The sequence below is a fragment of the Bordetella genomosp. 9 genome (assembly GCF_002261425.1).
GTDB lineage: Bacteria > Pseudomonadota > Gammaproteobacteria > Burkholderiales > Burkholderiaceae_B > Bordetella_C.
The window spans coordinates 2,838,828-2,856,585 of sequence record NZ_NEVJ01000003.1; the positions used below are offsets into that span (position 1 = coordinate 2,838,828).

Consider the following 17,758-nt stretch of genomic DNA (forward strand, 5'->3'; position numbering starts at 1 on the left):
CCAGGATGGCGGCGCGCCGCGGTTCCACCGGCAGGATTTCATGGTTCCGGCTCATTTCGGCCGGGGTGATGCTGCTGCTTTGCCTGGCGATCCTGTACCAGCTATGGCTCTTCTGCATGGTGGTGTGGTATTCCCATCGCAATCCCGGCAGCAGTTCGGTCATGCGCGAAGAAATCGCGCGCCTGCGCGAAACCGATCCCAAGGCGCAGCTGCGTTTCGAGTGGGTCGACTACGACCAGATCAACAACAATCTGAAGCGCGCGGTGATCGCCTCCGAGGATTCCAACTTCATCGACCACGACGGCGTTGAGTGGGACGCCATCCGCAAGGCCTGGGAATACAACCAGGAGCAGGCCGAGCTGGGACGCAGCCGCATGCGGGGCGGATCCACCATCACGCAGCAGGTGGCGAAGAATCTTTTCCTTTCAGGTTCGCGCACTTATCTACGTAAAGGCGAGGAATTGATCCTGGCTTACATGATCGAATGGGTCATGCCCAAGCGCCGCATCCTGGAGATCTACCTGAACATCGCCGAATGGGGCACGGGCGTATTCGGCGCCCAGGCGGCGGCGCAGCACTATTACGGCACCAGCGCGGCGCGGCTGAACGCGGCGCAGTCCGCCCGGCTGGCGGCGATGCTGCCGAACCCCCGCTACTACGACAAGCGTGGAATCACGTCGTACCTGAGCCGCCGCATCGGCATTCTGCAACGGCGCATGCAGCAGGTGGACATTCCCTGATGCGTCATTTTTGTTAAGCTACTCCGTTTCGCCCGCCACCGTCGTCACCCATGCGAACCGCCCGCCGATACCTGGCCAAAGAAATCTACCGCTCTTGCACCGTGGTGCTGCTGGCCCTGCTCGGCTTGTTCACGTTCTTCGCGCTGGTGGATGACCTGGACAACGTGGGCAGCAAGTTCACCATCTTCGCGCTGTTCTACCTGCAGGCGCTGGCCATGCCCACGCGGCTGTACGACCTGCTGCCGATCGGCCTGCTGATCGGCTCCATCCTGGCGCTGGCCGGCCTGGCGCAGCGCAATGAGCTGGTCATCCTGCGCGTATCCGGCGTCAGCGGCCTGAAGCTGCTGGGCATGCTGTGGGTAGTGACGATACCCGTCATGATCGGCGCTACGGTGCTGTCGGAATGGGTCACCCCGATCGCGGAAATCAAGAGCAGCGAAGCCAACCTGCTGTATCGCGGCAGCGCGGGCGGCAATCGCCTGGAAAGCGGCTATTGGTTCAAGGAACCGACCCGCGACGGCGGCGCCCGCACGCTGAACATCGCCAAGCTCAAGGCCGATGGCGAGGTCGAAGGCGTCATCCTGTACGAATTCCGCAAGGACCTGGAGCTGATCGCCCTGTCCAAGGCCGAGACGGGGCGTTTCGCGGACGGCAAGCTGATCCTGTACAACGTCGTGGAAAACCGCATCTCGCACGATGCCGTGCAGGCGCTGGACAACGCCAAGCCGCCCACCGATCCGGTCATCCAGGTCATCAAGATTCCGCAGCGCGAGCTCACCACCACCCTGACCCCCGGCCGCCTGCTGGCGCGCGTGCTGACGCCGGAGCGCATGTCGCTGGTCACCCTGCTCGACTACATCGAATACCTGCGCCACAACCAGCTGCAGGCCGACCGGCAGATCGTCGCGGTCTGGCGCAAGGGCGTGTACCCCTTCACCCTGCTGATCATGATGACGATCGCCGCGCCGGTGGCCTTCATGCAGACGCGCCGCGGCGGCGTCGGCGCCAAGGTGTTCATCGGCATCCTGGTGGGCGTCGGGTTCTTCATGGTGAACCAGCTGTCGCTGAACGTCGGCATGCTCAGCCACTGGCCGCCCTGGGTGACCGCCATCGTGCCGAATCTGGGCGCGTTGCTGATCGCCCTGGGGGCGCTGACGCTGATGGAGTACCGCCACACCGTCTCGCGCGTGATGGACCAACGCTGGCCCTGGCGCCGTTCGCCGGTATGAACGCAAGTATCTGGATGATCGGCGACCTGCAAGGGTGCTGCGAGCCTTTGGTCAGGCTGCTCGCGCATCCCGAGCTGGTCGGCGAACCCGATTCGCGTTTCTGGTTCGCGGGCGACCTGGTCAATCGCGGCCCCCACTCCCTGGCCACCCTGCGCCGCGTCATGGCGCTGGAAGACCGTGCCGTGGCGGTGCTGGGCAATCACGACCTGCATCTGCTGGCGGCCGCCGCCGGCGTGCGCCGGCCCACCAAATCGGACACCATCCAGGAAATCCTGGATGCGCCGGACGCCGCCGAGCTGATCGACTGGCTGCGCCGCCGCCCCCTGGCGCATTTCGAGCAGGGGCATCTGCTGGTCCATGCGGGCACCCTGGCGAAATGGGATGTCCACAAGACCATGGCGCTGGCCGCGGAAGTCGAAGACGCCCTGCGCGGCCCCAACTGGCAGCGCGCCTTGCAGAAGATGTATGGCAATCAGCCGGTCGTATGGACCGATGACATGCACGGCGGCAAGCGCCTGCGCGTCATCATCAACGCGCTGACGCGCATGCGGCTGTGCACGCCCAAGGGGCATATGGAGTTCGACACCAAGGTCGCCCCCGGCGCCTGGCCGGCCGGATTGATCCCCTGGTACGACGTGCCCGACCGGCAGACGCGCGACGTCACCGTGGTGTTCGGCCATTGGTCGACGCTGGGGCTGCTGCTGCGCAAGGACGTCATCTGCCTGGACACGGGTTGCGTGTGGGGCGGCATGCTGACGGCGCTGCGCCTGCAGGACCGCAAGCTGGTGCAGGTCAAATGCGGCAAGGGGCTGGACCCGCTGTCGGTCTAGGGTTCAATCGCCCAGGACCTGTTGGATGCGGGCGCGGGCATCGGCGGCCATCTCCAGACGGGTTTGCCCGTCGGTATCCAGCGGCGGCAGGTAGAAGGTTTCCACCGCCAGCCCGCGGGCGCCCAACACCCGCCACAGATTTCCCACCAGGGTTTCGTCGCCGACGAAGGCGGCGAAGGAATCGCGTTGGCCGTGCCGCATGAAGCGCAGCGCCACCGGCTGGATGGTCACGCCGGCCTGGCGCGCGGGCTCGAACAGGCTGCCATGGAAGGGCAGCGGCACGTAGCCTTCCGTGGTGGTTCCTTCCGGAAACAGTCCCACCGATTCGCCCGAGGCGAATCGGCCTTTCATGGCCTCGCCCACCGAGTGGATGGCGTGCCGATGGCCGCGCTGCAGGAACAGGGTGCCGGCGCCCGCCACCAGCCAGCCGACGATGGGCCAGCGGCGGATCTCGCTCTTGGCCACGAAAGCCGTGGGCCGCACGGCGTTGATGACGAAAATATCCAGCCATGACACGTGGTTGGCGACGATCAGCACGGGCCCCTGCATCAGCGGCTGGCCCTGCACGCGCAGGCGCACGCCGCAAATTCGGAGCAGGCAGCGGGACCAGGTGCGGTTGAGCATATCGCGGCCGCGCGCGCCGACGATGGGATAGACCGTGCCGACCAGCAGCAGGCCCAGCAGCACCATCGCGGCGACGATCAGCGCCCGCGGCAGGAAACGCAGGCAACGGACAGGAAAAATGGCGGGATCGTGGCGGTCGTAGGGAGGGGCCTCCGCGGGTGCGGCGCCGGACCGCGGCTGGGCTGTGGATCCTGGGTCTGTCATGAGCGAACGGTGGTGGCTGGTCGGGGCGCCGCGGCGCGGACGCCACCATACCATGACGACATATTTCAGATTGAGGATCGGCCCGCCGGTGCGCCGGCGGCCAGCGCGGCGCTGGCCTGGGCGGTTCGTTCGGCGGTGCGCTCGGCGGCGGCTCGGTGGCGGCTCGGCGCCGGCAGAGGTGCCCCTGCTAGCCCGGCAGGGCGTCCAGGTAGCGTTGCAGGATGACGGCCGCGGCGGCGGCGTCGTCCGGCGCATGGGTCCCGAGCAGCGCCTGGGCCTGCATGCTGGAGCCGCGCTCGTCGACCAGCACCACCGGCAGGCCGAACCGGCCATGCAGCTGGTTGGCGAAGCGGCGGCAGCGGGCGGTGGCTTCCTGTTCGCCGCCATCGGCGGCCAGCGCCAGCCCGACGATCAGGCGCTGGGGCTGCCACTCCCGCAGCAAGGCGGCGATGCGGCCGAAGCGCACGTCGCGGACCTCGCTGTGGATGATTTCCATGGGCGTGGCCTGGCGGACCAGGGTATTGCCGATGGCGATGCCTATCTTCTTGGTGCCGTAGTCGAAGGCGAGCAGGGTTTCCTCGACCACGCGCGACGCGGCATCGGGCCCTGCCGCATCCGCCCGGGCCGCGTCAGGCCGGGCCGCGTCAGGCTGCACCGGGTCCGGCCGGGCCTCGCTAGGCATGGCCCGCGTCGCCGGCCAGCATGACCGGGTCTATGCCCAGCAGCTTCAGCGCCGCGGGATAGCGGTCTTCCGGGGGCACGTCGAAGATGATGTCCGGGTCGGCCGAAACGCTGAGCCAGGCATTGCGGGACATCTCGCTTTCCAGCTGCCCCGCGCCCCAGCCGGCATACCCCAGGGTGACCAGCATGCGCGCCGGCCCGTTGCCGTCGGCCACGGCCTGCAGCACGTCGCGCGACGTGGTCAAGGCCAGGCCGCCCAGCTTGATGCTGGACGTGTAGTCGCCCGGTGGCGCGTGCAGCACGAAGCCGCGATCCGTCTGGACCGGGCCGCCGAAGAACACCGGTGTTTCCTTGACCGGCGCGATTTCGAGGTTCAGCTCGATGCGCTCGAACAGGGTGCCCAGCGTCAGGTCGGTGGGCCGATTGATCACCAGGCCCAGGGCGCCCTTGGCGGTGTGCTCGCAAATATAGATAACCGCTCCCGCCAGACTTCCTTCGACCATGTTGGGCATAGCGACCAGAAACTGATTGGAAAAATCAACCGCCGGCGTGTCATCGCTGTCCGGCTTGTTGTTGTCGTCGCTCATAATGTCCCCCTAGGACAATTCGCGCCCTATCAACGCGGAGCCGGGAATCACCGATCCCCGGAAAAACGGCATGGATGGCGTCAGATCTCCATAAGTTCGAAATCTTCCTTGCGGGCGCCGCATTCGGGACAGACCCAATTGGGCGGCACGTCTTCCCAGCGGGTGCCGGGCGCGATGCCTTCGTCGGGCAAGCCGGCCTCTTCGTCGTAGACCCAGCCACAGATCAGACACATCCAAGTTCGCATAGTTTCCCTGAAATCAAAGTTACGGCCTGGTCGGGGGATAAAGCCGCCCAAGCGGACGCGATCAATTAGAATGGGGTCGATCTTACCGAAACCCAATAGGTTCCTGTCCCGGTTTGCGCAAAAAACGGGGCCGGCCACGCCGTCGAAGTGACATTTCCCACTCCCCCCATCGTACTGATTTTCGGCCCTTTCGACCCTACGGGTTCGGACGGGCTCCCGGCTGATGCCGTGACCTGCGCCAGCCTGGGCTGCCACGGACTGGCCGCGGTAACCGCGCTGACCGTGCAGGATACGGCTGCCGTCGAGGACGTGCAGGCGATTTCCCCCGAACTGCTGGACGACCAGGCGCGTTGCGTGCTCGAAGACATGCCCGTGCAGGCGATCAAGGTGGGCGCTCTGTACACGGCGGAAGCCGCGAGCGCGGTGGCGCAGGTGGCGGCCGACTACAGCAACGTGCCGCTGGTGCTGCACCTGGGCCAGCGCGGACCGCTGCCCGAAGACGCGGCCGAACAGGAAGACGCCGACGATCTGCTGGCCGCGACGCTGGAATTGGTCCTGCCCCAGGCGGATGTGGTGGTCGTCGAACATGCGCGTCTGGCTCAATGGTTGGCGGACGGAACCATGGATATCGGTGAAGCTTCCTCGCCGGCTCATGCAATGCTGGGGGCCGGCGCCAAATGGGTGCTGGTTCTGGGCGCGCCGCTGCGGCCGGGACATTTCGCCAACATGCTGATCGGGCCCAACGGCGCGACCTCGAATACTCCCTGGCAGGCGCCTCCGGAACGCAGCAGCGACAGCGGCGGCCTGCTGGCCACGGCGCTCACGGCCTACCTGGCGCATGGAATGCCGGTCCCGCAAGCGGTGGAACATGCCCTGGCGCACGCTGACTCGGGCATTTCAGCAAGTTTCCTGCCCGGCATGGGCCGGCGCGTAGCCAATCGGATGCGCCAGCAATGACCTCCCTGCGCTTTCCCCGCGGCCTGTATGGCGTCACGCCCGAATGGGACGACACCGGCAGGCTGCTGCGCGCCGTGAAGCAGGCGGCGGCCGGCGGCATGCGTTCGCTGCAGCTGCGCCGCAAGGACGTGCCGGCCGCGACCCGGCGCGAACAGGCCCAGGCGCTGGCCCCGCTGTGCCGTGAACTGGGCGTGGTGTTCCTGGTCAACGATCACTGGGAACTCGCGCTGGAAGTCGGCGCCGACGGCGTGCACCTGGGCCGCGGCGACGGCGACCTGGCCCAGGTACGGGCACAGGCGCCCGACCTGATCATCGGCGCATCCTGCTACGACGATATCGAGCGCGCGCGCGCCATGCTCGAGGCGGGCGCGGACTATATCGCCTTCGGCGCGGTGTTCCCGTCGCCCACCAAGCCGGCGGCGGTGCGCGCACCGCTCTCGCTGTTCGCGCAGGCCGTGGCACTGGCGCAATCGCGGCCCGCGCCGCGGCCGGCGGTGGTGGCCATCGGCGGCATCACGCCGTCCAACGCGGCGCTGGTGGCGCAGGCCGGCGCCGATGCCGTGGCGGTCATCACCGGGGTCTTCGAGGCGCCGGATATCGGCCTGGCCGCGGCGGAATGTGCGCGTCCATTTCTATCGCCCCTGTCTCCCCAATCGCCCCTGACGGCGCCGCCCTCGCGCGGCGAGTCGGCCGGCTGAGTTCACCACGGCCGGCCCCTTCGCGCCGCGGGAAAACGCGAAACGGCGAGCGGGCGAACGAGCAGGAGCGTCCGGGGCCCAATCTTTTCACCTAGCAGGCTTTTCATGTCCAGCAACGCCGAACTCTTCGAACGCGCAAGTCGCAGCATCCCTGGCGGCGTCAATTCCCCGGTGCGGGCATTCCGCTCGGTGGGCGGGACGCCCCGCTTCATCGCTCGCGGGCTCGGGCCCTATATCTGGGACGCGGAAGGCACCCGCTATGTGGACTACATCGGCTCCTGGGGCCCGGCCATCCTGGGCCATGCCCATCCCGACGTCGTGCGCGCGGTGCAGGAAGCCGCCACCAACGGCCTGTCCTTCGGCGCGCCCACGCAGGCCGAGATCACGCTCGCCGAAACCCTGATCGACCGCCTGCCCTCGATGGAGCAGGTGCGGCTGGTCAGCTCCGGAACGGAAGCCACGATGACGGCCATCCGGCTGGCGCGCGGCGCGACCGGCCGCAACAAGATCGTCAAGTTCGAAGGCTGTTATCACGGCCACGCCGACAGCCTGCTGGTCAAGGCCGGGTCGGGCCTGCTGACCTTCGGCAATCCCACATCGGCGGGCGTGCCGGCCGAATTCGTCGAACACACGCTGGTCCTGGACTACAACGACCTGGACGCGGTTCGCGCCGCCTTCGCCCAGTGCGGCGGCGATATCGCCTGCGTGATCGTAGAGCCCGTGGCCGGCAATATGAACCTGGTCCGGCCGCTGCCGGGTTTCCTGGAAGGCCTGCGCGAGCTCTGCACGCAGCATGGCGCGCTGTTGATCTTCGACGAAGTCATGACCGGGTTCCGCGTCGGGCCGCAGGGCGTGCAGGGACTGACGGGCATCAAGCCCGACCTGACCACGCTGGCCAAGGTGATCGGCGGCGGCATGCCGGTGGGCGCCTTCGGCGGCAGCCGCGACATCATGCGGCACGTCGCGCCCCTGGGCGCCGTATACCAGGCCGGTACGCTGTCGGGCAATCCGGTGGCGGTGGCGGCGGGGCTGGAAACGCTGCGCCTGATCGGCCAGCCGGGTTTCTACGACGGGCTGGCGGCGGCGACGCGCAAGCTGGCGGATGGCCTGCGGGAACGCGCGCGCGCGGCCGGCGTGCCTTTCAGCGCCGACGCGATCGGCGGCATGTTCGGCATTTACTTCAGCGACGCCATCCCCACCACGCTGGCCGAGGTCTCTGCCTGCGATACAGAGGCCTTCAAGACGTTCTTCCACGCCATGCTGGAACGCGGCGTGCATTTCGCGCCGTCGGCCTTCGAAGCGGGATTCGTGTCGGCCGCGCATGACGACGCGGCCATCGGCGCGACGCTGGACGCCGCCGAGCAGGTCTTCGCGTCCATGAAGCGCTAAGGCACCGACGCGCGATCAACCCGGTATGACGGCGGTGGCCTCGATTTCCACCTTGGCGCGCGGTTCGACCAGGGCAGCCACCTGAACCGCCGTCATCGCCGGAAAATGGCGGCCGATGATTTCACGATAGTGCGCCCCGATGCGCGGATAGGACGCCACGTACTCCGCGCGATCGGTCACGTACCAGGTCAGGCGCGTGATGTGCCGCGGCTCGCCCTTGGCCTCGGCCAGCACCGCCACGATGTTCATCAAGGCCTGGCGCGTCTGGTCGGCGAAATCGTCGGTTTCGAACTGCTGGGCGCCGTTCCAACCTATCTGGCCGCCGATGAAGACGAGCCGGCTGCCGGGTCGCATTTCGGTCATCACGCCATTGGAATAGCCGCGCGGCGGCAGCCAGTCGGGCGGTTGCAGTATCTGCATAGGGTCCATCCTGTTATTCATTGCGTTCGATACATTGCGATCGGGTCATCGCGATCGGGTTATCGCGATCGTGTCGCCGCGTTCGGCTCATCGCGCCTGGACCTGCTGGCGCAGCACGAAGCGCTGCAGCTTGCCGGTTTCGGTGCGCGGCAAGGCATTCACGAATTCGATCTGCCGGGGGTATTTGTAGGGCGCGATGCCGGCCTTCACGAACTCCTGCAGCGCCATGGCCAGCGCCGCGTCACCGCGGTAACCCGGCTTGAGCACGACATAGGCCTTCACCACCTGACCGCGTTCGTCGTCGGGCGCGCCGACCACGCCGCATTCGGCCACGGCGGCATGGCGCAGCAAGGCGTCCTCGACTTCGGGGCCGGCGATGTTGTAGCCGGCGGAAACGATCATGTCGTCGTTGCGCGCCTGGTAGAAGAAATAGCCATCGGCGTCCTGCACGAAGGTGTCGCCGGGCAGGTTCCAGCCCTGGCGCACGAACTCGCGCTGGCGCGGGTCGGCCAGGTAACGGCAGCCCGTGGGGCCCTTGACGGCCAGGCGGCCGGGCTGGCCGAACGGCACGGGCTGCATATTGTCGTCCACGACCTGCGCGATGTAGCCGGGCACCACCTTGCCGATGGCGCCACGGCGCACTTCATGCTCCGGGCTGGAGACGAAAACGTGGATCATCTCGGTGCCGCCGATGCCATCGATCATCTCGATGCCCGTGGCCTGCTTCCACAATTGCCGCGTGGCGTCGGGCAGCGCCTCGCCGGCGGAAACGCTCTTGCGCAGCGTCCGCAGGTCGTAGCGATCCGCCAGCCCGGCCATCTGCCGGTAGAACGTGGGCGCGGTGAACACGATGGTCGCGCCGAAATCCTGGATCAGTTTCAACAGGGCGTCCGGCGTGAGCTTCTCCGCCAGCAGCGCGCAGGCGCCGATACGCAGCGGAAAGCACAGCAGGCCGCCCAGGCCGAAGGTGAAGGCGAGCGGCGGCGTGCCGCAGAAGATATCGTCGGGCGTCGGCCGGATGACGTGGCGCGGGAACAGGTCGCACATCGCCAGCACGTCGCGATGAAAATGCATGCAGCCCTTGGGCTTGCCGGTGGTGCCGCTGGTGAAGGCGATCAGGCACACGTCGTCGGCGGCGGTGTCGCAGGCGGTGAAACCCGCCGGCTTGGCGCGCGCGAGACTGTCCAGGCTGTCGGGCGCCGTGTCGTTGAAATACACGATGCGCTGAAGATCGGCGCCGTGGTACTCGTGGCCGGGCTGCGTGCAGGGCAAGGCTTCGTCCTTGAGACGGACGTCGCACAGCATGGCGCTGACGCACGCCTTGTCGATGATCTGCTTCAGTTCCTTGGCGCGCAGCAGCGGCATGGTGGGCACGGTAACCAGGCCCGCCTTGATCGCGCCCAGCCAGGAGGCGGCCATCATGGGATTGTTTGGGCCGCGCAGCAGCACGCGATTGCCGGGCACCAGGCCCATGTCCTCGACCAGCACGCGGGCGATCCGGTCGGTCAGGTCGGCCAGCTCGGCATAGGTCATGGCGGCCTGCCCGCCGTCCGCCGTGGGCCAGCGCAAGGCGATGCGATCGCCCTGCCCGCGCGCGACGACGGCGTCGACGAGTTCGACGGCGCAGTTCAGGCGCGCGGGGTACGCGGTCGTGGGCCAGGATGGGTCGTCGCTACGCGCGCCGGCGCCGACAGCGCCCGGGGCCATCGCGTCCAGGCCTTCCAGCAGCAGCTCGGGCCATTCCTCCGGCGGCGGCAGGTTGTCGCGGGCGAACGTATCCACATGGGCCGTTGCCGTCTTTTCCAGCGTTGCTTGCATGACGTTCCCCTTGATGCCGGAGTCCTGCCCCGGTTCAACCGCCCTTCAACAATGCACGGGCAATGATGAGTTTCTGCACTTCGGTCGCGCCTTCGTAGATGCGCAGGGCGCGGATCTCGCGGTACAGCTTTTCCACCGGCATGCCGGACACCACGCCGGCGCCGCCGAACATCTGCAGGGCGCGGTCGATGACGGACTGCGCCGATTCCGTCGCCATCATCTTGGCCATCGCGGCCTCGCGCGTGGTGGACCGGCCCTGGACGTCGCGCTGCCAGGCGGCGCGGTAGGTCAGCAGCGCCGATGCGTCGATGGCCGTCGCCATGTCGCCCAGCGCCGCCTGCGTCAGTTGCAGATCGCCCAGGGTCTGGCCGAACATCTGCCTGGAGGTCGCGCGCGCCAGCGCTTCCGCCAAGGCGCGGCGGGCGAATCCCAGCGCCGCCGCCGCGACGGACGCGCGGAAGATGTCCAGCGTCATCATGGCCAGCTTGAACCCCTGCCCTGCTTCGCCCAGGCGCTGCGACACGGGAACGCGGCAGTCATCGAAGCGCAGCGTGGCCAGGGGATGCGGCGCGATCACCTGTATGCGCTCGGCGATGCTGAAGCCCGGCGTACCGGCATCCACCACGAACGCACTGATGCCGCGCGCGCCGGGCGCTTCGCCCGTGCGGGCGAACACGCAATAGAAGTCGGCGATGCCGCCGTTGGAAATCCAGGTCTTGCTGCCGTTCAGTACATAGTGATCGCCATCCAGGCGCGCCTCGCAGGCCATGGCGGCGACGTCGGATCCGGCGTCCGCCTCGGACAGGGCGAAGGCGGCGATGGCCGCACCGCTCGCCACGCGCGGCAGATAGCGGGCACGCAGGGCATCCGATCCGGCCAGTGCGATGGCGCCGCTGCCCAGGCCCTGCATGGCGAAGGCGAAGTCCGCCAGGCCGTCGTGGCGCGCCAGCGTTTCGCGCAGGATGCAGACGGCGCGCGAATCGACGGCGGGCAGCGCGCCGCCCCAGGCGCCGTCCGGCCCCGCGGGCACGCAGTAGCGCAGCCACCCCGCCTGGCCCAGCGTCGCGACCAGGGCGCGGCATGCCGCATCGGTGTCGGCATGGTCCGGCTCCCCCAGGGACGACGCGCACCACGCGTCCAGCTCGGTGGCCAGCTGCCTGTGGGTGTCCGCGAAGAATGGCCAGGTAAGCCAATCGGCATGTGCGTTCATGTGGATGTCCTGGTCAATCGCCTTCGAAGCGCGGCTGTTTTTTGTCGACGAAGGCCTCGTAGGCGCGCCGGAAATCGCGCGTCTGCATGCAGATCGCCTGGGCCTGGGCTTCCGCCTCGATGGCTTCGTCCACGCCCATATTCCATTCCTGGTGCAGCAGCTTCTTGGTCATGCCGTGCGCGAAGGTCGGCCCGGCGGCCAGTTGCTCGGCCAGGGCGTGGGCGGCCGGCATCAGCGCGCCCGGTTCGTGCAGGGCGTTGAAGAATCCCCATGCCTCGCCTTCCTGGGCGCTCATCGAGCGGCCGGTGTACAGCAGTTCCGACGCCCTGCCCTGGCCGATCATGCGCGGCAGCAGCGAGCAGGCGCCCATGTCGGCGCCGGCCAGCCCGACGCGGGTGAACAGGAAGGCGGTGCGGGCCCGCGGCGTGCCCAGCCGCATATCGGAGGCCAGCGCGATCATGGCGCCGGCGCCCGCGCAGACGCCATCGACCGCGGCCACGATGGGCTGCGGGCAGGCGCGCATGGCCTTGACCAGGTCGCCCGTCATGCGGGTGAAGTCCAGCAGCTCGGGCATGGTCATGCGCGTGAGCGGACCGATGATTTCGTGGACGTCGCCGCCGGAACAGAAGTTGTCGCCGGCGCCGGTCACGACCAGCACCTTGATATCGGTCGCATAGACCAGCGCGCGGAACAGGTCGCGCAGTTCGGCATAGGAATCGAAGGTCAGCGGGTTCTTGCGCTCCGGGCGGTCCAGGGTGATGACGCCGACCTTGCCGCCGTCGCGCGTCTCCCAGCGGAAGGTGCGTGGCCGGGTGTCGGCCATGGGCCGCCGATGATGCGCCATGCCGGGATAGCCGGCCGGGTCATGCGGCAGCGGGGTTGACGGGGTATCGCTCATCGTTGATCTCCTGGGGCGGTCGCGTTCACGCTATCCCGCCATGATTTCGCCGCCGTCCACCGGGATGGCCTGGCCATTGATCGCGCCCGCGCCGGGCTGGCACAGCCATGCCACGGCGTGGGCGACCTCGCTCGGCTGCACCAGCCGGCCCTGCGGATTGCGTTCGGCCAGCCGGGCGCGTGCGCCTGCTTCGTCCATGCCGGTCTTGGCCACGATGTTGCGCACGGCGTCGCGGACGATGTCGGTGTCGGTGTAGCCCGGGCATACCGCGTTTACCGTGACGCCCTTGGCGGCGGTTTCCAGCGCCAGCGCGCGGGTCAGTCCGATGACGCCGTGCTTGGCCGCGCAATACGCGCTGACGTAGGCATAGCCGGCCAGGCCCGCCGTGCTGGCGACGTTGACGATACGGCCCCAGCGCGCGGCCAGCATGCCGGGCAGCGCGGCCTGTATGCAGTGGAAGGTGCCGGTCAGGTTGACCGCCAGCATGCTTGCCCACAAGGCGGCGTCGGTGCGGTCGAAGCGTTCGCTGCGCGCCTGGCCGGCGTTGTTGACCAGGATGCCGACGGGACCGGATGCGTCGGCCGCCCATGCGAAGGCGCCGGCCAGCGCGTCGGGGTCGGTGATGTCGGCGGCCTGCCATTGGACGCGGGCGGTGGCGGTATGCCGCCGCGCGAGCGCGTCCGCGGCCTGTTCCAGGGACGCCGCGTCGCGGCCCAGCAGCGTGACGGCGGCGCCGTCGCGCAGCAGCCGTTCGGCGATGGCCAGACCGATGCCGCGGCCGCCGCCGGTGACCAGGGCATGGCGGCCGGCCAGCGAGGTATCGGCCCGCGGATCGCCGGCGGCCGCGCCGGCCGCGGATTCGTCGTGCGTGTTTTGGTCCGCGCTCATGCATCGCTCCTGGCGTCACCCGCCGGCGCGGCGACGGCGGCGGCGCGGGCGAAATTGGTTTCCAGCTGGCGCTTGCCGGCCAGGTAATGCACCGGCCAGTCGATGCCGGTATAGCCCACGCGCGCGACTTCCCGCAGCGTCCAGGCCGGGTCGGCCAGGTGCGGGCGCGCCAGCGCGCACAGGTCCGCGCGCCCCGACGCGATGATGCCGTTCACGTGATCGGCCTCGAAGATCGCGCCCACCGCGATGGTGGGTATGCCGGCCTCATTGCGGATGCGGTCGGCGAAAGGCGTCTGGTACATGCGCCCGTATACGGGATGCTGGTCGGGACTGACCTGTCCCGAGGAGCAGTCGATCATATCGGCGCCGGCCGCCTTGAAGCGCCGCGCGATCTCCACGGCGTCATCCGCGGTGATGCCGCCTTCCACCCAGTCATGGGCCGAAATCCGCACCGACATCGGCAGCTTGGCCGGCCATGCGGCGCGCACGGCGGCAAAGACCTCCAGCGGATAGCGCAGCCGCGCGTCCAGGTCGCCGCCGTATTCGTCGTCGCGCCGGTTGGTGAGCGGCGAGATGAAGCTGGACAGCAGATAGCCGTGCGCGCAATGCAGTTCCAGCCAGTCGAAGCCAGCCGCGGCCGCGCGCCGCGTCGCCGCGACGAAATCGTCGCGCACGCGGTCCATGTCCTGGCGCGTCATCGCTTTCGGCGCCTGCGAAAGCCCTGGCAGATAAGGCATGGCCGACGCAGACAGCAGCGGCCAGTTGCCCTCCGGCAAAGGGTGATCCATCTGTTGCCAGCCCACCTGCGTGGAGCCCTTGCGTCCGGCATGTCCCAGCTGGATGCCGATGCGGGCATCGCTGTTGCCGTGCACGAAAGCGACGATGCGGGCGAACGCCCGTGCCTGCTCGTCGTTCCACAGGCCCGGGCAACCCGGGGTGATGCGGGCATCCGCCGACGGGCAGGTCATTTCCACCATGACGAGTCCCGCGCCACCCAGCGCCCTGGCGCCCAGATGCACCAGATGGAAATCGCCCGGCACGCCATCGGTGCAGGCGTACATGGCCATCGGCGACACCACGATACGGTTCTTCAGCCGCACGCCGCGCGCTTCATACGGCGTCAGCATGGGCAGCGGCGGGCGATTGGACGCCCCGCCGTCGGCGCCGACGCGCGCCGCCAGCCAGTGCTCGTAGTCCTGCAACCAGGCAGGATCGCGCAGGCGCAGGTTCTCGTGTGAAATCCGCTGCGAGCGCGTCAGCAGGGAATAGGCGAACTGCTCGGGCTCCAGGCAGGCGTAACGGTCGACGTGCTCGAACCACTCGGTGGAGTTGCGCGCGGCGTTCTGGATCTTCAGGACTTCGACGCCGCGGATGTCTTCGTAGCGCTGCAACGCGACGCGCAGATGAGCGGCGGCGCCATGGTCGCTGTGGTCGCCGTGGCAGTCATCGATGGCATGGCCGAGCGCCGGCGTCGCCGGCGCCGTCAACTGGTCGGCCAGCTCGATGGCATCCTCCAGCGCCAGCTTGGTGCCCGAGCCGATGGAGAAATGCGCGGTGTGCGCGGCGTCGCCCATCAGCACGACGGGTATGTCACGCTGGCCGCGCTCGGTGTCGAGCCGGTTCCAGTGCACCCAGTGGTGACAGATCACGCGCGGAAAGCGGATCCAGATCGCCGAACCGCGCAGGTGCCCGGCATTGCTCATCAGCGGCTTGCCGTCCAGCCAGGGCGCGAACAGGGTTTCGCAATAGCGGATGCCTTCTTCCTGCGTCATCGTGTCCAGCCCGGCCGCGCGCCAGGTGGCCTCGGGGGTTTCGACGATGAAGGTGGACAGGCCCGGCTCGAAGCGATACGCATGCGCCTGGAACCAGCCATGCGGCGTCTGGACGAAGGCGAAAGTGAAGGCGTCGAAGGCCTTTTCCGTCCCCAGCCACACGAAACGGTTCAGGCGCTGGTCGATGTCGGGCTCGAAGGTCTCGGCATAGGCGGCGCGGACGCGGCTGTTGATGCCGTCCGAAGCGATCACCAGGTCCGCGTCGTACTGCCGCGCCAGCGCCTGGTCGTCCTCCACCACGGTCTCGAATACCAGCTTGACGCCGACTTCCTCGCAACGGGCCTGCAGGATGTTCAGCAGCTTCTTGCGGCCGATGCCGATGAAGCCGTGGCCGCCGCTGCGCAGCGTCCGGCCCTTGAAATGGATGTCGATGTCATCCCAATGATTGAAGGCGTCGCTGATCTGCCGCGCGGACACGGGATCGGCGCGGCGCAGGTTTTCCATGGTGGCGTCGGAAAAGACCACGCCCCAGCCAAAGGTGTCGTACGGACGGTTGCGCTCGACCACCGTGACGTCATTGGCCGGGTCGCGCAGTTTCATCAACAGACCGAAATACAGGCCGGCTGGGCCGCCGCCCAGGCACACTATCTTCATTGCGTCACCTGCGATCGGGTCAGCCGCGAGGGCCGAGAGTTTCAAGCCTGGATAGTTTAGGCTTGAAATATATACCCGGAGCGAAGCCGCGTGCAACACGGGTTTCTGCGGAGATGGCGCGCGGCGCGCGCGGGTGGAAGGTCGCGATCCGCCGGTGCTAGGCGGCCGGGCGGCGCTCCAGGGCGACGCGGTCGCGGCCGGCCTGCTTGGCCAGATAAAGGGCCCGATCGGCCCGGCTCAGCGTGGTGGAAACGCTTTCGCCGTTGCGGTGCAGGGCCATGCCGACGCTGACCGTCAGCAGCAGTTGTTCGCCTTCGACTTCGATGGTGTTGCCGCGCACGCCCGCCAGGATGCGGTCGATGACGGCCTCGCCTTCTTCCAGGCTGATATTGGGCAGCAAGACCAGGAATTCCTCGCCGCCCCAGCGCGCGACGTCGTCGCTGTCCCGCACCGCGGCCCGCATGATGTCCGCCAGGCGGGTCAGCGCCCGGTCGCCGGCGTCGTGGCCGTAACGGTCGTTGATGCGCTTGAAATGATCCACGTCCAGCATGGCCACCACGAAGGCGGGCTGCTCCGCATCGGCCGTCAGGGACAGTTCCTTCATGCGCTCCATCAGCGCGCGCCGGTTCAACAGATTGGTCAGCGGATCGCGGATGGACGATTCCTTGAGCGCGGCGTTCATGTCGCGCATCATTTCCTGGTAGCCGTCGGAAATGCGCACCAGTTTGGCCAGCCGCTTCAGTTCGCGGTCATAGCGCGCCACCAGCCCCAGCTCGCGCTGGCGGGCCATCATCTGGAAGGCGTCGGACAGATACGAGATCCGTTCGATCCGGTCCAGTTGTTCATTGGTGTGCTGCCACAGATCCGCGAGCACCCCCCGTAGCGGGTGATCGGCGTAGGCGGGCTCATCCAGCATGGACTGGATGCGCGCCTCCAGATCCTGGTAGCGCTTCTTCATCAGCGGCCGACCACCGTGAAGGGGAAGGAGCAATCTTCCTTGAACTCTTCGGCCAGTTCGCCCACCCGCTCGTTGCGGCTGTCGTAGTACCAGGTGACGGAGACCTGGTGGCCGCCGTCGTGCGCGGCCTCCAGCAGGTCGAAGATGTCCATCACGGCCTTCACGCTGCTGGTATTCAGGTACTGCAACTCGAGCGTAACGGCCAGCCCGCGCTGCGTGGAAGCCAGATACTCGTCGACCCATTGGATAACCGGGCCGAACAGCTCGAAGGAGTTTTCCGGATAGGAATCACCGCTGAGATGCAGGCTTCCGTTCTCGCTGTCGGTCACGATGGACGGCGTGGATTGGGAAGCGGGAATATTGAGTTCTTTCATTTGCGTTGTTGCTCGAGGCAATTCGGATCAGATGACGACGCTCAGGCTGAAAAACGCACGGCCGTCGCCATGGCTGCTGAGTGAAGCCTCGAGGCCGGCCGTGGCGCGCCGCGCCAGGTCGATCAGGCCCAGGCCGGCGCCGGTGGTGGCGGCCGGGTCGCGCGGCTGGCGCAGCTGTGTCTTGTAGGCGGCCTTCAGTTCAGCCTTGTCCATGCCGGCCAGCTGATGCACCCGCGCCACCAGCCGCTCGCCGTCGGCGGGCTCCACGCGATTGCCGGCGCTGACCGTGTAACGGCCTTCCTGGTCTCGCGATATCACCACCGTGGCCGCCGCGTCGGTGTCGCCATAGCCCTGTTGCAGGGCGTATTGCCGGATGTTCTGCGTCATCTCGATATAAGCGGAGAACACGTCCATGGCTTCGGCCGGACGGGCCTCCTGCGTCTCCAGGTAGTTCTTCAGGGCGTTGCCGATTTCCTCGATCAGGCTGCGCGAGATCGGCCCGTTGAAACAAAGCAGCGTGCGGTCCTGATTGAACCGCTCTCGCAGCGCATAAAGATCCGAAGCTTTCATGGCTATCCGTCT

Annotated in this window: 19 protein-coding genes; 6 read left to right on the forward strand and 13 right to left on the reverse strand. The window is 67.8% G+C overall.

Annotated elements, in window-relative coordinates:
- Window positions 1-5 precede the first annotated feature (5 nt).
- The 3 genes from mtgA to CAL26_RS23935 are packed head-to-tail and all read left to right on the forward strand — an operon-like array spanning window position 6 to window position 2,799.
- The gene (gene mtgA, locus CAL26_RS23925) at window positions 6-740 is read left to right on the forward strand and encodes a monofunctional biosynthetic peptidoglycan transglycosylase (RefSeq protein ID WP_094850055.1); all 735 of its coding nucleotides are present in this window, start codon (window positions 6-8) and stop codon (window positions 738-740) included.
- A gap of 50 nt (window positions 741-790) precedes the next feature.
- Entirely contained in the window at window positions 791-1,969 is a 1,179-nt protein-coding gene (gene lptG / locus CAL26_RS23930; RefSeq protein WP_094849169.1) for an LPS export ABC transporter permease LptG, read from the forward strand.
- Window positions 1,966-2,799: a symmetrical bis(5'-nucleosyl)-tetraphosphatase gene (locus CAL26_RS23935; RefSeq protein WP_094849170.1), complete on the forward strand. Its 834-nt coding sequence runs from the start codon at window positions 1,966-1,968 to the stop codon at window positions 2,797-2,799. The genes lptG and CAL26_RS23935 overlap by 4 nt, the downstream gene beginning before the upstream one ends.
- A gap of 3 nt (window positions 2,800-2,802) precedes the next feature.
- Here the strand turns inward: CAL26_RS23935 and CAL26_RS23940 are convergent, their stop codons facing one another.
- From CAL26_RS23940 to CAL26_RS23955, 4 genes are all read right to left on the reverse strand, one after another.
- Window positions 2,803-3,489 (reverse strand): lysophospholipid acyltransferase family protein, encoded by a 687-nt coding sequence (locus tag CAL26_RS23940; RefSeq protein WP_256988680.1) that lies wholly within the window; start codon window positions 3,487-3,489, stop codon window positions 2,803-2,805.
- Between the two features lie 325 nt (window positions 3,490-3,814).
- A complete protein-coding gene (gene ruvX, locus CAL26_RS23945) occupies window positions 3,815-4,213 on the reverse strand; it encodes a Holliday junction resolvase RuvX (RefSeq protein ID WP_086067064.1) in 399 nt (132 codons plus the stop codon).
- Window positions 4,214-4,301: 88 nt separating this feature from the next.
- Window positions 4,302-4,895: a YqgE/AlgH family protein gene (locus CAL26_RS23950; protein ID WP_094849171.1), complete on the reverse strand. Its 594-nt coding sequence runs from the start codon at window positions 4,893-4,895 to the stop codon at window positions 4,302-4,304.
- A gap of 80 nt (window positions 4,896-4,975) precedes the next feature.
- Entirely contained in the window at window positions 4,976-5,140 is a 165-nt protein-coding gene (locus CAL26_RS23955; RefSeq protein WP_003814980.1) for a rubredoxin, read from the reverse strand.
- A gap of 147 nt (window positions 5,141-5,287) precedes the next feature.
- On the opposite strand from CAL26_RS23955, the gene thiD reads away from it, so the two are divergent.
- The 3 genes from thiD (at window position 5,288) to hemL (ending at window position 8,184) form a co-directional block, all read left to right on the forward strand.
- Window positions 5,288-6,097, forward strand: a complete 810-nt coding sequence (gene thiD, locus CAL26_RS23960; protein ID WP_373454504.1) for a bifunctional hydroxymethylpyrimidine kinase/phosphomethylpyrimidine kinase — start codon at window positions 5,288-5,290, stop codon at window positions 6,095-6,097.
- On the forward strand, window positions 6,094-6,795 hold the full coding sequence (thiE, locus tag CAL26_RS23965) for a thiamine phosphate synthase (RefSeq protein WP_094849172.1): 702 nt from the start codon (window positions 6,094-6,096) through the stop codon (window positions 6,793-6,795). Before thiD ends, thiE begins: the two co-directional genes overlap by 4 nt.
- 105 nt (window positions 6,796-6,900) lie before the next feature.
- Window positions 6,901-8,184, forward strand: coding sequence for a glutamate-1-semialdehyde 2,1-aminomutase (gene hemL, locus CAL26_RS23970; RefSeq protein WP_094849173.1), 1,284 nt, complete (start codon window positions 6,901-6,903; stop codon window positions 8,182-8,184).
- Window positions 8,185-8,199: 15 nt separating this feature from the next.
- Here hemL and CAL26_RS23975 read toward each other — a convergent pair whose 3' ends face one another.
- The 9 genes from CAL26_RS23975 to siaB form a co-directional block, all read right to left on the reverse strand.
- Window positions 8,200-8,604: a RidA family protein gene (locus tag CAL26_RS23975; protein ID WP_094849174.1), complete on the reverse strand. Its 405-nt coding sequence runs from the start codon at window positions 8,602-8,604 to the stop codon at window positions 8,200-8,202.
- An 87-nt stretch (window positions 8,605-8,691) separates the two neighbouring features.
- Complete coding sequence (locus CAL26_RS23980) at window positions 8,692-10,422, reverse strand: AMP-binding protein (protein WP_094849175.1); 1,731 nt, start codon at window positions 10,420-10,422, stop codon at window positions 8,692-8,694.
- Window positions 10,423-10,456: 34 nt separating this feature from the next.
- Window positions 10,457-11,632 (reverse strand): acyl-CoA dehydrogenase family protein, encoded by a 1,176-nt coding sequence (locus tag CAL26_RS23985; RefSeq protein ID WP_094849176.1) that lies wholly within the window; start codon window positions 11,630-11,632, stop codon window positions 10,457-10,459.
- 13 nt (window positions 11,633-11,645) lie between these two features.
- Window positions 11,646-12,476, reverse strand: a complete 831-nt coding sequence (locus CAL26_RS23990) for an enoyl-CoA hydratase family protein (protein ID WP_094850058.1) — start codon at window positions 12,474-12,476, stop codon at window positions 11,646-11,648.
- An 84-nt stretch (window positions 12,477-12,560) separates the two neighbouring features.
- Window positions 12,561-13,418, reverse strand: coding sequence for an SDR family NAD(P)-dependent oxidoreductase (locus CAL26_RS23995; protein ID WP_094849177.1), 858 nt, complete (start codon window positions 13,416-13,418; stop codon window positions 12,561-12,563).
- Complete coding sequence (locus CAL26_RS24000; protein ID WP_094849178.1) at window positions 13,415-15,844, reverse strand: bifunctional salicylyl-CoA 5-hydroxylase/oxidoreductase; 2,430 nt, start codon at window positions 15,842-15,844, stop codon at window positions 13,415-13,417. The genes CAL26_RS23995 and CAL26_RS24000 overlap by 4 nt, the downstream gene beginning before the upstream one ends.
- A gap of 157 nt (window positions 15,845-16,001) precedes the next feature.
- Window positions 16,002-16,802 carry a biofilm regulation diguanylate cyclase SiaD gene (siaD, locus tag CAL26_RS24005; RefSeq protein WP_094849179.1) on the reverse strand — a complete coding sequence of 267 codons (801 nt, stop codon included), beginning with the start codon at window positions 16,800-16,802 and terminating at the stop codon, window positions 16,002-16,004.
- Window positions 16,802-17,176, reverse strand: a complete 375-nt coding sequence (gene siaC, locus CAL26_RS24010) for a biofilm regulation phosphoprotein SiaC (RefSeq protein WP_094849180.1) — start codon at window positions 17,174-17,176, stop codon at window positions 16,802-16,804. The genes siaD and siaC overlap by 1 nt, the downstream gene beginning before the upstream one ends.
- Window positions 17,177-17,203: 27 nt before the next feature.
- Window positions 17,204-17,746 carry a biofilm regulation protein kinase SiaB gene (siaB, locus tag CAL26_RS24015; protein ID WP_094849181.1) on the reverse strand — a complete coding sequence of 181 codons (543 nt, stop codon included), beginning with the start codon at window positions 17,744-17,746 and terminating at the stop codon, window positions 17,204-17,206.
- Between the last annotated feature and the right edge of the window lie 12 nt (window positions 17,747-17,758).

Excerpts from the sequence above, each read along its gene's own strand:
- CAL26_RS23985 (WP_094849176.1), bottom strand. The coding sequence starts at position 11,632 with ATGAACGCACATGCCGATTGGCTTACCTGGCCATTCTTCGCGGACACC.
- CAL26_RS24000 (WP_094849178.1), bottom strand. The coding sequence starts at position 15,844 with ATGAAGATAGTGTGCCTGGGCGGCGGCCCAGCCGGCCTGTATTTCGGT.
- siaC (WP_094849180.1), bottom strand. The coding sequence starts at position 17,176 with ATGAAAGAACTCAATATTCCCGCTTCCCAATCCACGCCGTCCATCGTG.
- mtgA (WP_094850055.1), top strand. The coding sequence starts at position 6 with ATGGCGGCGCGCCGCGGTTCCACCGGCAGGATTTCATGGTTCCGGCTC.
- siaB (WP_094849181.1), bottom strand. The coding sequence starts at position 17,746 with ATGAAAGCTTCGGATCTTTATGCGCTGCGAGAGCGGTTCAATCAGGAC.
- CAL26_RS23980 (WP_094849175.1), bottom strand. The coding sequence starts at position 10,422 with ATGCAAGCAACGCTGGAAAAGACGGCAACGGCCCATGTGGATACGTTC.
- CAL26_RS23975 (WP_094849174.1), bottom strand. The coding sequence starts at position 8,604 with ATGCAGATACTGCAACCGCCCGACTGGCTGCCGCCGCGCGGCTATTCC.
- thiE (WP_094849172.1), top strand. The coding sequence starts at position 6,094 with ATGACCTCCCTGCGCTTTCCCCGCGGCCTGTATGGCGTCACGCCCGAA.
- CAL26_RS23990 (WP_094850058.1), bottom strand. The coding sequence starts at position 12,476 with ATGGCGCATCATCGGCGGCCCATGGCCGACACCCGGCCACGCACCTTC.
- hemL (WP_094849173.1), top strand. The coding sequence starts at position 6,901 with ATGTCCAGCAACGCCGAACTCTTCGAACGCGCAAGTCGCAGCATCCCT.
- CAL26_RS23940 (WP_256988680.1), bottom strand. The coding sequence starts at position 3,489 with ATGGTGCTGCTGGGCCTGCTGCTGGTCGGCACGGTCTATCCCATCGTC.
- lptG (WP_094849169.1), top strand. The coding sequence starts at position 791 with ATGCGAACCGCCCGCCGATACCTGGCCAAAGAAATCTACCGCTCTTGC.
- CAL26_RS23950 (WP_094849171.1), bottom strand. The coding sequence starts at position 4,895 with ATGAGCGACGACAACAACAAGCCGGACAGCGATGACACGCCGGCGGTT.
- CAL26_RS23995 (WP_094849177.1), bottom strand. The coding sequence starts at position 13,418 with ATGAGCGCGGACCAAAACACGCACGACGAATCCGCGGCCGGCGCGGCC.
- siaD (WP_094849179.1), bottom strand. The coding sequence starts at position 16,802 with ATGAAGAAGCGCTACCAGGATCTGGAGGCGCGCATCCAGTCCATGCTG.
- CAL26_RS23935 (WP_094849170.1), top strand. The coding sequence starts at position 1,966 with ATGAACGCAAGTATCTGGATGATCGGCGACCTGCAAGGGTGCTGCGAG.
- CAL26_RS23955 (WP_003814980.1), bottom strand. The coding sequence starts at position 5,140 with ATGCGAACTTGGATGTGTCTGATCTGTGGCTGGGTCTACGACGAAGAG.